Origin of the sequence: Paenibacillus sp. PvP094, from assembly GCF_040546835.1 — a bacterium.
GTDB lineage: Bacteria > Bacillota > Bacilli > Paenibacillales > Paenibacillaceae > Paenibacillus > Paenibacillus illinoisensis.
In genome coordinates, this window is sequence record NZ_JBEPOM010000001.1 from 2,604,544 (window position 1) to 2,618,458 (window position 13,915).

General features: G+C 50.3%; 12 protein-coding genes. 4 read left to right on the forward strand and 8 right to left on the reverse strand.

Annotated features, from left to right (window positions below):
* The first annotated feature begins 19 nt into the window (after positions 1 to 19).
* The 3 genes from preA to ABIC22_RS12005 are packed head-to-tail and all read left to right on the forward strand — an operon-like array spanning position 20 to position 2,984.
* Positions 20 to 1,315 (forward strand): NAD-dependent dihydropyrimidine dehydrogenase subunit PreA, encoded by a 1,296-nt coding sequence (gene preA / locus ABIC22_RS11995; protein ID WP_127537274.1) that lies wholly within the window; start codon positions 20 to 22, stop codon positions 1,313 to 1,315.
* On the forward strand, positions 1,312 to 2,751 hold the full coding sequence (hydA, locus tag ABIC22_RS12000) for a dihydropyrimidinase (RefSeq protein ID WP_354481024.1): 1,440 nt from the start codon (positions 1,312 to 1,314) through the stop codon (positions 2,749 to 2,751). Before preA ends, hydA begins: the two co-directional genes overlap by 4 nt.
* A 5-nt stretch (positions 2,752 to 2,756) precedes the next feature.
* Entirely contained in the window at positions 2,757 to 2,984 is a 228-nt protein-coding gene (locus ABIC22_RS12005) for a hypothetical protein (protein ID WP_354481026.1), read from the forward strand.
* Positions 2,985 to 2,996: 12 nt separating this feature from the next.
* Here the strand turns inward: ABIC22_RS12005 and ABIC22_RS12010 are convergent, their stop codons facing one another.
* From ABIC22_RS12010 to ABIC22_RS12045, 8 genes are all read right to left on the reverse strand, one after another.
* Positions 2,997 to 4,700: a PucR family transcriptional regulator gene (locus ABIC22_RS12010; RefSeq protein WP_354481028.1), complete on the reverse strand. Its 1,704-nt coding sequence runs from the start codon at positions 4,698 to 4,700 to the stop codon at positions 2,997 to 2,999.
* A 373-nt stretch (positions 4,701 to 5,073) separates the two neighbouring features.
* Positions 5,074 to 8,286, reverse strand: coding sequence for an efflux RND transporter permease subunit (locus ABIC22_RS12015; RefSeq protein WP_354481030.1), 3,213 nt, complete (start codon positions 8,284 to 8,286; stop codon positions 5,074 to 5,076).
* 35 nt (positions 8,287 to 8,321) lie between these two features.
* Positions 8,322 to 9,272 (reverse strand): TetR/AcrR family transcriptional regulator, encoded by a 951-nt coding sequence (locus ABIC22_RS12020; RefSeq protein WP_127537269.1) that lies wholly within the window; start codon positions 9,270 to 9,272, stop codon positions 8,322 to 8,324.
* Between the two features lie 202 nt (positions 9,273 to 9,474).
* Entirely contained in the window at positions 9,475 to 9,606 is a 132-nt protein-coding gene (locus ABIC22_RS12025) for a hypothetical protein (RefSeq protein WP_354481032.1), read from the reverse strand.
* 111 nt (positions 9,607 to 9,717) lie between these two features.
* Positions 9,718 to 10,032 (reverse strand): DMT family transporter, encoded by a 315-nt coding sequence (locus ABIC22_RS12030; RefSeq protein ID WP_095291169.1) that lies wholly within the window; start codon positions 10,030 to 10,032, stop codon positions 9,718 to 9,720.
* Complete coding sequence (locus ABIC22_RS12035; protein ID WP_110758598.1) at positions 10,032 to 10,376, reverse strand: DMT family transporter; 345 nt, start codon at positions 10,374 to 10,376, stop codon at positions 10,032 to 10,034. The genes ABIC22_RS12030 and ABIC22_RS12035 overlap by 1 nt, the downstream gene beginning before the upstream one ends.
* A complete protein-coding gene (locus ABIC22_RS12040; RefSeq protein WP_354481035.1) occupies positions 10,373 to 10,996 on the reverse strand; it encodes a TetR/AcrR family transcriptional regulator in 624 nt (207 codons plus the stop codon). Before ABIC22_RS12040 ends, ABIC22_RS12035 begins: the two co-directional genes overlap by 4 nt.
* A gap of 125 nt (positions 10,997 to 11,121) precedes the next feature.
* Entirely contained in the window at positions 11,122 to 12,597 is a 1,476-nt protein-coding gene (locus tag ABIC22_RS12045; protein ID WP_354481037.1) for a phospholipase D family protein, read from the reverse strand.
* A gap of 266 nt (positions 12,598 to 12,863) precedes the next feature.
* Here ABIC22_RS12045 and ABIC22_RS12050 point away from each other — a divergent pair, with 266 nt between their 5' ends.
* Entirely contained in the window at positions 12,864 to 13,796 is a 933-nt protein-coding gene (locus ABIC22_RS12050) for a MerR family transcriptional regulator (protein ID WP_354481039.1), read from the forward strand.
* The last annotated feature ends 119 nt before the right edge of the window (positions 13,797 to 13,915 follow it).

The window sequence follows — 13,915 nt, forward strand, 5'->3', positions numbered from 1 at the left end:
ACACCAAGGAGGGATCGTTATGGCTGACTTATCGATAAATCTGGCAGGTATTCGATCACCCAACCCATTTTGGCTGGCATCTGCTCCGCCGACGAATACGGGATATCAGGTGCAGCGCGCCTTCGAGGCAGGCTGGGGAGGCGCGGTGTGGAAGACGCTGGGTGAACCGATCATTAACACGTCATCCCGTTTTGCTGCTGTACATTTCGGCGGACAGCGGGTAGCAGGCTTCAACAATATTGAGTTGATCTCCGATCGTCCACTGGAGGTCAATCTGCGGGAGATTGCCGAAACCAAGAAACGCTTCCCGGATCGCGCGGTCATTGCCTCACTGATGGTGGAGCCGAAGCGGGAGAAGTGGCATGAGATTGTCAAAAAGGTAGAAGCAGTAGGAGTGGATGGTCTGGAGTTAAACTTCGGCTGTCCCCATGGGATGGCCGAACGCGGCATGGGGGCGGCTTCCGGTCAGCAGCCGGATCTGGTTGAGCTGCAGACGATGTGGGTGAAGGAAGTCGCGACGACCCCCGTGATCGTGAAGCTGACACCGAATATTACGGATATTACGGCAACGGCCCGGGCCGCAGTGCGCGGCGGTGCGGATGCCATTTCTCTTATCAACACCATTAACTCTCTGGCAGGGGTGGATCTGGATTCGTGGAATACCGTGCCCCATGTAGGCGGCAAAGGAGCCCATGGCGGCTATTGCGGACCAGCCGTGAAGCCGATTGCCCTCAACATGGTGGCCGAATGTGCCCGCCATCCGGAAGTGGGCGTGCCCATCTCGGGTATTGGCGGCATATCCGATTGGCGGGATACGGCGGAGTTTTTGCTCATGGGAGCGACAGGCGTCCAAGTGTGTACGGCAGCGATGCATCATGGTTTTCGCATCGTGGAGGATATGATCGACGGGCTGAATGATTATTTGGATGAGAAGGGCCTGAGCAGTGTGACGGAACTTGTGGGCCAGACGGTCCCCCGATACTCGGACTGGGGTAATCTGGACCTCAACTACAAAGTGGTCGCCCGCATCAACCGTGATGTCTGCATTAACTGCAACAAGTGCCATATCGCTTGTGAGGACACATCGCATCAGTGTATTGATATGCTGACTGATCCTTCCGGCGCCTATCTGGAAGTGGTCGAGGAAGATTGTGTGGGATGTAACCTATGCTCGATTGTATGTCCGGTGGACGGGGCTATTGAAATGGTCGAGGTAGCACCTGAACAGACACCGTTAACCTGGAATGAACGTCAATCTGCGATTGCTGTACTGCAATCGATTAGAGATCAATCAACCAAGGAGGCGATATCATGAGTGGGCGCAAACTGATTCGAAACGGCGTATTGGTCACGGCAGCAGACACATTTGCAGCAGATATACTCATCGAGAACGGGAAAATCACGCAGATTGGCATAGGCATGGTGGCGGATGACCGAACGGAGATCGTGGATGCCTCCGGCTGTTATGTCATTCCCGGCGGTATTGATCCGCATACCCATCTGGATATGCCTTTTGGCGGGACAGTGACCGCGGATGATTTTGCAACGGGAACCGCAGCTGCAGCGTTTGGCGGAACAACGACAATCCTTGATTTCTGTCTGACCCAGAAAGGCAAACCGCTCACCGAGTCCCTGAAGGAATGGCATGCGAAGGCCAAGGGGAAGGCTGCCATCGACTATGGGTTTCATCTGATGATCGGAGAGATGAATGACCAGGTATTGGAGGAACTGCCGCAGGTCATTGAGGAAGAAGGGGTGTCTTCCTTCAAAGTGTTCATGGCCTATAAAAACCAGTTCCAGGCGGATGATGGCATCCTCTATCAGACGCTGCAAAAGGCCAAGGAGTACGGTGCACTGGTGATGGTGCATGCCGAGAACGGCGATGTCATCGATCTGCTTGTGCGACAGGCGCTTGCTGAAGGGCGGACCGAGCCGATCCATCACGCCCTTACCCGTCCTTCCATCCTGGAAGGAGAGGCGACAGGACGCGCTGCACGTCTGGCTGCCCTTGCGGATTCACAGCTGTATGTTGTGCATGTGACGTGTGCCGAAGCCGTGGAGCAGATTGCACGCATGCGCGACATGGGCTATCGAATTTGGGGCGAGACATGTCCGCAGTATCTGACGCTGGATCAGTCCATCATGGATCAGCCTGATTTTGAAGGGGCGAAGTATGTCTGGTCCCCGCCTCTCAGGGAAGCCTCCCATCAGGAGGTGTTGTGGAATGCACTGAAGAGCGGCCAGTTGCAGACCATTGGGTCCGATCACTGCTCATTTAATTTCAAGGGACAGAAGGATCTGGGGAAGAATGACTTTAGCAAAATTCCTAATGGTGGGCCTGTCATTGAGGACCGGCTTAGCATTTTATACTCGGAGGGAGTTGCCAAAGGACGCATTTCATTGAATCAATGGGTAGATCTGTGTTCTACCCGGGCGAGCAAGCTGTTTGGGATGTTTCCGCAGAAAGGGACACTTGCAGTCGGTACCGATGCGGATATCGTTATTTTTGATCCGTCCATTTCCCGGGAGATATCGGCGAGTACACATCATATGAATGTGGATTATAGCGCCTTCGAAGGCATGCAGGTACAGGGGTGTCCCGTTACCGTGCTGTGCCGGGGGGAGTATGTCATTAAGGATCGTCAGTTTGCAGGTGCGGCAGGATCGGGCCAGTATGTGAAGCGTGCCAAATACGATGCAGGTGCCCCGATGCCTGGGCGGCAGGCGGTTACGACAGTGACGGGAGGTTGAGGCGAATGATGGAGAATGAAGCATTTGAAGCGGAGAAATTGGCGATTGAACGAATGGTTGCGCTGGGATATCGGATCTATTCGGTTCAGGAACATCTGGAGGGTGCCAGTGTCGTGTGGGAACATCCCGATCATCCGGGTGAAATGAAAGAGCAGCATGTGGGTACAGCGTCCGGACGAAAGTGGTTCGTCCACTTTCTGATCCGGCAGCTTCAGGAACAGCTGGGGGCATAGTCCTCTTGCCATTTATGCAATTGGACCATGAACGTATTCATAAGCGTAGATGGCGAGTTCGATGGCGACGCGTTTCTCGGGGAGGATATAGTCTTCTCCGAGCAAAGCTTCGATTTTGTCGAGCCGGTGATAGAGGGTCTGTCTGACAATGAATAGGGCAGTAGCGGTCTCCTGTTTGGAGCAGCACAGCACAAAATATTGCTTGAGTGTGCGCAGCAGCTGGCCGCCTTTCTCTGCATCATGCCGGATGACGGGGCCGAGGTATTCCTCAATAAAATCCTCCAGATTACCGCTCTGCTTCATCCCGGCAATGATGCGGTAACCATGGAGATTGCTGTAAAACGGCTGCTGCATGGGTCCGGTATCCTTTTGAATGCGCAGCGTTTCCTTGGCCGTATCCAGGCTGTCCTTGAGTCGTGACAAATCGGCACAGCTGTGACCAATGCCCAGCAGACCGGAGAACAGACGGTGGGTCTGGTCCGTTTCGTGGTGCTGGAGCTGCTCTATGCAGCGCCAGAGATGGCTTTTGCGCTGAGGACCTGGCTGAGGATCGAGGATGATCAGGATGATCTGATGATTCAATACCGTGCTGAACAGGGAGAACCCTTCCCTGGAGAATACTGAGCGGGCGACGATATTGCGCTGTATAAGCAGCTTCTGCAGCTTGAGGCTGTCGGTATAATTCGGATTACTGTCAAACAAAACGACGGTGCCTTTGCTGGCAGCAAGCAGGGGGCTGGCGGACAGGTACTCTTGAATTTCCTTGGCCGTGTGATGTCCGTTCAGCCAGTCGATGACCCACATGTCTTCCTTGTAACGACGCTTCTCCTCCATGTATTTGGTTCGCATCCAGTCCTGTGCAATAGCGGCTGCACAGCGCTCCAGTGCCTGAACGACAAATTCATCAGTAGGTTTGTGACGCAGTGACTCAGGCTCGTGTTCAGGAAGTTTCTCCAAAAAGAGTACCAGGTCCGCGAAGGTGTAATCGAGCGCCTGAACAGGCAGGGTATAGGCATCCATGAGTTGCTCCAAACGATGGGAATTGCTTGATTGTCCTGACTCATGTGAATGGTTGCGCTGGGTTAACCAAGCCATTCTACGGTTCTCCAATTGCTCTGGCGGACAATAAGGAAATGCACTGGCTTCCCCCTCGAGTGGGTATAATGCAACCGGGCAGCCGGTTGTGCGTGATAACAAGCGAAGCAGCGGCTGTACGCCGTCTCCGTTTAGCAGGAGCTGGTTGAACGAGGTAGTCAGATTGTCGAGTTCGGCGAGCATCCGCTGATGACTGCGAATCAGGGCGAAGTGCAGGTCCTGTGTAATATCAATATAGCGGACTTGTTCATGGAACCAGATCAGCGGAAAGTCATCTGCTGCTGCGATTTCTTTCATCGCTCCAAGTTGGGACTTGGTGTGAATCCCCAGTTCGATACAGAGTCCAGCCGCACCACGGGCAATTAACTGCCGCAGGAAAGACAAACCTTGCTGCTCATCAGCCTGCCAGCCGATGCCGGTAGTCAGTACCAGTTCTCCTCCGTTTAACAGATCGCCCACATCCGGTACCTCCATAATATGGACCCAACGGACATACCTCTCCAGTGCCCGTTCACTGGCCAATACCTCTGCCTTGCGAAATACAGGCCGTTTCAACATGTCTCTCATCTGAAGTTGGAGCGTCGTTTCCCCCATACAACCACCGTCCTTCCCCAATTGCATGCCGATTGCAATCCTGCCTCATGATGCAGGTTTCTGAAGAGCGTCTGTTATGTTGTGATGTACGAGCTGGATGACCTGTCTAAAATCCGTTAACTTACATAATTAAGCTATATTATAAGTCTGTTTACCGATGATGGGCTGAAATCTAACGCTGATTTGTTTTATATCACAAAGTAGTCTCCTTTTTTTGTAATCTGGAATAATCCAGGTTCGGATTGGTGTTGTTTTACCTGACATTTAGGGAGGGAGCCCCTTAATGTCAAACAAAAAAACCTCCTGATCTCATTGAAATAGACAATCATTCCAATGGAGAAGCAGGAGGTTTATTATAATTCCGTTTTACCCTTTATGGACCGAAGTTCAATTGAGCAGCTTAATCTTCGATTCTTTTCTTCTTGAATTTCATCAGGAATTCATACACGATCGGCACAATAACCAGGGTAAGCAGCGTAGAGCTGATCAGACCGCCGATAACGGTAATACCCAGGCCTTTCGAGATGATTCCCGCACTTTCTTCCAGTCCAGTAACGAGTGGCAGCAAGGCGCCGATCGTTGCAAGTGCAGTCATCAGGATTGGACGCAGACGTGTTGCACCTGCTTCAAGCAAGGCTTCACGCGTAGACATGCCGTCCTTCTCCATGTGAATGACACGGTCGATCAGGACGATGGCATTGGTGACTACGATCCCGATCAGCATCAGTCCACCCATCATGGCAGAGACGTCAATGGTGCCGCCAGCCAGGAACAGACCTACCATGATACCAATAACGGTAAACGGCAGGGAGAACAGGATGGCGAATGGAGCGAGTCCGCCGCCAAATGTAACAACAAGTACAAAGTATACAATGGCGATGGCTGCCAGCATGGCAAGACCCAGTTGGGTAAAGGTGTCATTAATCTGCTCGGTTGTACCGCCAAATTTCACCTCAACGCCATCAGGCAGGTCCAGCTTGTCGATGTTATCCTGCAGGGTTTGTGAAGCCTTCTGCACATCGGAAGCCAGGATGGTAGCCGAAACTTGTGCTACGACCTTGCCGTCAATGCGCATGATCGAGTTCGGAGAAGTGCCTTCTTCAACGTTTGCAACATCCTTGATCGGTACTTGGATGCCGAGCGGAGAAGTCACTGTCTCATTTTCAATGTCAGTGATGCTGTCGAATGTCTTTTTATCTGTCTCGACATACACTTTATAGGTTTTGTTATCAATATCCACTTCCGTCAGTACCGGGCGTTCCTGTACAGGGCTCAGTGCCATAGCCAATTGGCCTGCAGTCAGACCGAGTGAGCTCAGCTTTTCCTGATCTGCAACGAGGGTATATTGACCATACGTGTCAGAGAGTGTGGTGTCTGCTTTTTCGAAGTTTTCGTTATCTGCTTCAACCAGCTTGAACACTTCATCCGTGACAGGCTTGAGCTGTTCCACATTGTCGCCGTAGATGGAGATGCTCAGGCTGCTGCCTCCCAGACCGCCGGACATATCCAGCTCACTCCAGGTACCTACGGGAACTTCTTTACGCAAACCTTCTACAAGCTGTTCCTTCACTTGGCTGAAATCTTTGGTGTCTTCATTGTATTCGATATAGAAGAGTGCCGAGTTTGAGCTTCCTCCACCCATGCTGCTCAGTGGATTGCTGCCGCCGATGGAATACTGCATTTTCTCCAGGCCAGGCTGCTTCAGCAAATATTTTTCAGCAGCAAGCGCTTCTTTTTCAACGTCTTCACGCAGGGAGCCAGTTTCCGGGCTGTATGTGATCGTCACATATTTGTCCTGCTGTTCTGGCAAGAAGCTTGCACCGATGAACGGATACAGGAACAAACTGCCGACGAGCAAGACCACGGCGATGCCGACGGTAATGATTTTGTGCGAAAGTGTCCAGTTCAGCAGGCGTTTGTAACCCTCAGCCATCTTCCCTGGTTTTTCCTCATGATTTTGCTTGTTCTTCAGGCCTTTGCGGAACAGGGTATGAGCCAGCATCGGAACGATGGTGATCGCCACGAGCAAGGATGCCAGCAGCGCAAATACCATGGTTAATGCAAATGGCATGAAGAGTTCGCCTACCATACCGCTAACCAGTGCCAGTGGCAGGAACACAGCGATGGTTACAATCGTGGAAGAGAGGATCGGAATGAACATTTCACGTGTTGCTTCCCGGATCAGATCACGGCCTTTCAGTTTCTCTCCCTTAAGGGTCAATCTGCGATAGATGTTCTCGATAACAACGATGGAGTCATCCACGACCCGTCCGATGGCAACGGTCATGGCGCCCAGTGTCATCATGTTCAGTGTAATGTCCATGAGTAAAAGCGCAGTCAATGCCATAAGCAAGGAGAGCGGGATCGAGATAATCGAGATAATGGTTGAACGAATATTACGCAGGAACAACAGGATAATCAGGATGGCAAACAGGGCACCAAAGACCGCTTTGCCAAGCATCGTATTGACGGAATCCTGAATCGGCTTACCTTGGTCAAGCAATACCGTCAGTTGGGCGTTTTTGAATTGCGACTGCAATTCTTCCGCTTTGTCTTTAACGGCATTCACGACATCCACGGTATTGGCGTCATTGGATTTCACAATGGAGATACCAATGGATTCCATGCCATCTGTCCGTGAAATGGATTCGGCCTGACCGATAACCTCAATGTTCGCGATCTCGCTTAATTTCACCGTAGGAATTCCTGCTGCATTGGCAGCACCGGAAGCACTGCCTGCACTTGCATTTCCACCCGCGGATGGTGCGGCAGACGGGGTTGACCCCTGTGCGGCATCCGGAGCTGTTGCTTGGCCTGCAGCACCACCTGCTTGAGCAGATGGATCTGCTGCTGCTCCTGCGCCGCTAGGTACCACAGGAATGGCAAGGTTCTTCAGGTCATCGAGATCAATGATATTACCATCAACCACAACGGCTTTTTGTGCTTCGTCCAGTTCGAACAATCCGAGTGGAACGCGGACAGAGGAACCTTGAACGATGCCGTTAACGGTATCCTCTGTAAGGCCGAGTTCATTCATTTTGTCCTGGTTGAACTTCAGTTGGACTTCCTTGACATACTGACCAGAAACCTGTACTTGGGCTACACCGTCGATATCTTCGAGTGCAGGCTGAATATCAGATTCAACGAGTCTGGTCAACTGCTCCAGATCTCCGCCGTCCTTATCGGACAAGCTCAGTGAGACAACCGGAAATGAATTGATGCTGAATTTGGAAATGGTCGGTTTCTGTACACCGTCCGGAAGCTGCACCTCATTTAGCGCCTCGCGAACAGCTGCAGTAGCATTGGTCAGATCTGTTCCGTAATCAAATTCGAGTGTAATAGAAGCAGCGTTCTCCATGGATGTGGATGTGAGTGTCTTGATTCCCTCCACATTGCGCAGAGTCTGTTCCAGCGGCTTGGTCACATCTTCTACGATACCTTCTGGAGCCGCTCCGGGATCAATCGCCGTGACACTTAGGAATGGCACATTGATGTTCGGGATGGTTTCCTGTTTCATCGTCAGTCCGCTGTACAAACCAGCGAAGGAAATGATAATGGTCAGGATCCAGATCGCGAACTTGTTGTTCAGTGAAAAATTAATGATTCCTTTCATACGATGGTCTCTTCTCCTCTCTGTTCTCCCTGTTTCTATTTGTTTGACGAGTCAGCCTGGATGAACCGGCTATACATGGCATCCAGAATATGCTGAAGCTCGGAGTGCAACGCTTCGATGGCTGGAATGTTCTCCAGGTTGTGCATCATGCCCAGGATAATAGCCCGGCGCGGCGTGAATTCCATCATTTCCTGCTTGAGAATGGCGATGGTTTCTAACGCATCATTTCGGGATTGTCCTGCAGCCAGATCGGTAGTAACGATATCCTGCATCTGTTTGATGATGTGAATGGGGTGACGCATCATGGTGGAATCCGATTTGGATTCACTGGTCCATGCCGGCCAGTTTTCCAAGCTAATCAAAGGCTCAGGTCGCTGATCCAGCAAACCGTACGCTGCATAATCCATCGTTTGCAGCAGATTCGCGGCCATTTTGGATACGGTAAGGGAAGGCATCTCCGTAAACCAGATCTTGATGTAGGACAGGAAAAGGCCGTGCGTCAGCAAAATAAGATCCACAGTATATGGCTCAATCTCGGGACCGTAGAGATCCTCCAGCTTATCCTTGAACCAGTGCAGGGTTCGGATCTCCATATCCCTGTGATGCGGGTCGCATTTCCTGCCGGGATGCTGCTGCTCATCATCCATCATCATGCTGCGCAGCTGCACCCGAAGGAATTCTTTTAATTCGGATACATGAAGCAGCAGCGTCTCAATCTGTTTGTGCAGACGTTCTCGTGATGTGAGGCCAGCCTCATGTTCAATCTGTGACATTTCATCCAGCAGGGTATAGATGCAGTACTCCATCGTACTGGCTTCCAATTCCTCTTTGGATTTGAAAATCAGGTAGAGGCTTCCCTTGGACATGCCGCATAGCTCCGCAATCTCCTGCATGGACGTTGCAGCACTGCCTTTGGCAGAAAACAGCTTGAGAGCTGTCGTTATAATGAGTTTTTTCTTCTCATTCATTTCATGAATTGGGTTCATTAACGATACCTTCACCTCATCTGCGGAACTTATGAGTTCTTGAATTGACTTCAAGGTCAAAACAAGTATAAACGAAGTGGAAGAGCAAATTCAAATGGGAGGGAATTGGAAATTCGAATAATTAGAGCAGTCCAGTTTTTCAAGAAGGAGAGAGAGGTGGAAGTGAGCACTGCCGTGGATAAACGTAAAAACGTGTAAAGAACTATGCTACATTCCCGAAGGCATGTATGGCCAGAATAATGATGGCCGTCAGTGCGATCAGATAAAATGCAGCCAGGAGGGCTAGGAATGAATAGCCTGCAAGCGTGCTGAGACGTACCAACCATTTCTTCATACAAGTCATCCTTTCCACATTCACAGCGTACATATGCCTATTTACATGATATACCAAAAAGGCGACTTCCAGATGGAAGTCGCCCTAGTTTTTACAGAATGAACACCATATTTACGTAATCAGTTTCAATCCGACTGCAGCCACCAGAATCATGGCAATGAACAGCAGCCTTTTGGCCTCCTTGCGCTCACCGAACAGGAACATGCCCGTTAATGTGCTGCCAACGGTACCAATGCCCGTCCAGACAGCGTAGGCTGTGCCCATCGGAATGGAGGTCATCGCATAGGACAGCAGCGAGAAGCTGAATACAAAGGAAATGAGCATAAGCACGATATAAGGCCAGCCCTTTTTAGTTGAAGCGCCGTTGATTCCGATTACGCCGAAAATCTCACAGATACCTGCGCCTACGATTGCTAACCATGCCATTATGCCACACCTTCTTTCGCTTCTTCTTGTTGATCCGTCACGAGCTTCAGTCCGATTACGCCGCAGAGCAGCAATCCGATCAGCAGGATTTTGGCCAGACGGAATGGCTCCCCGAACAGCAGCATTTCCGCAAGCACGGTGCCTGCGGTACCGATTCCGGTAAATACGGCGTAGACCGTGCCCACCGGCAATCTCTTGGAGGCTGCGATGATCAGGGCGAAGCTAATGATGATAGCTGCAGCGGTTAGCGCCCATTCCCATAGATTGGAGGCATGCTTCAGTCCGCTTACCCAGACAATTTCGATGATGCCTCCGATAAATACGTATAACCAATTGCGGTTCATGATGATGTTTCTCCTTCCGGCACGATGTTCTGTGCCTCTTCGTTCAAATGATGAATGCCATGCCAAAAAACAGGCCATGCCGCCTCAAGACGTCTATTGTAACGGCGAGAGCTTCCATAAATAATCTCCACGGTAATTCCATCGAGAGAAGTCATAAAGGCAATGGCAGCTTGTTTCGTTGGAATCGAAGTTAATTCTCCATGACGTACTGCTCGCTGAAGGAGCCGGTTCAGTGATCGCTCCATGCCATCAAGAAATGGATGTGCGATGTCCATCACTTCGTTGTACAGTCCGGGAGGGGGGAAGTAGGACATGCGCAGCATCAAGCGTGTTGAAGGGCTAGCGTTATATTCCTGTTCGAACCAGGGAAACACTCCCTTGAGTCTGTCTTCCAGGGGAAGTTCGGCATGATCGCGGAAATATTCCAATGTATGGCGTTTTACTTCTCGAAAAGCATGAGCCAGTGCCTGGAGGAACAAGTCTTCCTTGCCGCTGAAATGGGCATATATGGACGGTTTCTTAATTCCAACATCGTCAGCGATAGCCCGAAGGGATGCCCCTTCATATCCATCTCTGGCAAAGTGGAACAAGGCAGCATTACGTATGGATTGTGCTGTCATTTTATTCACCTTCCTAACGGTCGTTAGGAGACCATATTTTCATATTTCACATCAGATGTCAAGTCCATTCAAAAAAAGCCGCCTGCAGAAATTTCACAGGCGACCAATACACAACTCAGGGTAGCTTAGAACGTGGTAAATCCCAGTATGAGCTGCAGTTTATAGAGAATTCCCTTCAGGAAAGTGGTTTTCTCCTGGAATTCGTCCAGATTCAGAGTGAACTCGGCATCCTCATTATTCCACACGCGTTCAAAATAATCCGCCACGCTGCGACTAAACTCATTATCTGCAGGCGCAGCTACCCATAGTTCATTTTCAAGATTATAGTCATTCATGTTTCGAGGCGTAAGGTTGGTTGATCCGCCAAGCACAATATGATCCCCGGTGGCTTTGGCAATATATAACATTTTGGTATGATACTGCTCCTTGGTTGTGTTATACCAGCGGATTTGGATCTTGCCATCCGATTTATCATGCAGCTCGGCGGCTACAGGCCGATTCGGGATACCGATTTTCTCCTGACCAAATGCATTCTCGTTTGGATCAAGCACAAGCCGGATATCTACTTCTCGTTTGGAAGCATCAAGCAATGCGTCCAGTACTTTTGGAGAAGCAATGTAGAACATGCCCATCCACAAGGTATCTCCTTTTTCCGTCAGATTGATCTCATGCAATACGGCATCATTCACTTTTCCTTCGGTCAGATAGCGGATGCGCAGATCGCCTTGGTTTGGATCGGTGGAAGGTGCTGTGTAGGAAGGAACTTGACCTCCCCCTGATATATCCAGTACGGCTTGTTCCGAATGAAGAATATCTCCAATGACGGGTCCCGTAACTTCAAACGCCACATTGGAGTGGTAGGCACTAGCATCATGGATATTGCCGGAGGAGACAATCGCCTTTTTCTCACTGGCTACGACCTTGCGATGATTGGCCTTTACATTAAGCAGCTTAAGGTAAGAGCGCATGGTAACATCTGGGCCGTCACTTGCCATCAGATTCGGAATCCAGCCATCACCCGACTGGCCAAACCATTGGAAGAACGTACGCCAGACTGCCGAGTATACGGGCGTCGAATCCCGGAGTGGATCCACATTGGTAATCACAACTTCAATGCCGGCCTTCTTCATTCGCTCCAGCAGTTCATTGGGTGCCGAATTATAATTGGTGTTCACTTCATCCGTAATGAACAAAATCTGCATGTCAGGATGCTGCTTTTTTTTGGCGACCAGAGCATCTGTGAATTCTACGCTAACCGGTGGGAAATGCTGACCCTTATGCTGATAGTTGTTAAACAGGAACATATCCACCACAACAAATTGCTCCGCCTCCTCCACAATCTGCAGCATGCGCTGGAAAATCTGCTGCTCGTGTTCCATCTGCCCGTCTGCCGACGGATAAGTGAGATCATGAAGGAATGCGACCTCGTCTACGCGATATTCCGGGCTTTCATAGGAGATGCCTGCGGGCAGGGGCTTATAAGTTTGATATAACATGACGGCCACAAGCCATAGAATAAGGAGTCCAAGAGCTGTTCGTATGTATGGAAAACGACGTCTGGATGTTTGGTGTTCTGATGATGATCGCCTTGTAGTAAACAACGGCATATCCCCTTTCTGTAAACGTGCTGACTACTATTACCACTCTGTCATGAGCATTGACGCAGGCTGCGTAGGGGACAGAGAGAAATGTATTTTATCCATATATGATTTGCCTGAATGCAATCGACAGGTGTGTGACCGTTGTGTATAATGAATGTATTATTTTTGTAGAATGTTGGGATTTCCATATACCTGACAAGGACGGAGGAAGTATTCGTTAACCTATTGACGGTCGGGATATTTCAGAAAAGAGAGTAGGTAATCAAGTGTATTCCATCAAACAAGTCGCTGCCATGCTGGACATTCCAACGGTTACGCTCCGGGCTTGGGAGAATCGGTACAGTGCGGTAACCCCTGAACGGACGGAATCGGGTTATCGGTTGTACACGGATGAAAATGTTGAAGATTTGCGTTGGCTGAAGGAGCAGGTAGAACAGCATCAGACCAACATATCGGAAGCCGTGCGCATGTTAAAAGAAAACAAAGCAAAAACGCCAGAAGCGGTCATTCCGGGTCCGCTCACCGCGCCTGTTCCCACAATGGAAGAGGCCTACTTACGCATGACCGATCAGATATACGACTCGCTCTACCATTTCCAAGGTGAACGTGCCAACGGTTTGATTGATTTTGGTTTTACCATGTATGGATATGATTCGATGTTTTACCATGTGCTTGTACCCATTCTCGTTCGCGTGGGGGATGCATGGGAGCAGGGCAGAGCATCAGTCGCACAGGAGCATTTTATGACCCAGCTGATCTCACAGCGGTTCTATCAGTTTTTCCATCTGTTCCCGATCTATCCGCATCTGCCCAAAGTTCTGGCACTCTGTCCGGAGGGGGAGCATCATCAGGTGGGATTGCTGTTGTTCTCGTTGTTTATGCGTAAAAATGGAGCCGAAGTATTATATCTCGGTGCCAATACCCCTGAGGAAGGGGTGTTTCCTATTATCCGGGAGCAAAAGATCAAGCTGGTCTGTCTCTCCATTACGAATCCCGGCTTAAGCGAGCAGTGTGATCGCCTGATCGATCGCATTCAGTCCGAGTTTCCGCATATGCGCTTTATCCTCGGAGGCAAGGGTTATGAGCGCAATGAAAATGCAGCTTATCCGGAGTGGGTCATGCCGGAGGAATCATCCGACTGGCAAGCATGGCTTGAGCGCGAGTATCTGACCGACAATCCAACCCGAACACAGGGCTAAGTGTTAAGTTCATCGGCCGACAAGTGTATGTGACCGAAGAGTTGAATGAGCGAATGCTCTCCCATGATAAGGTATAGGCTATTCAAGAAAAGGCATCCTATGACGCAAGCGCGTTAAGG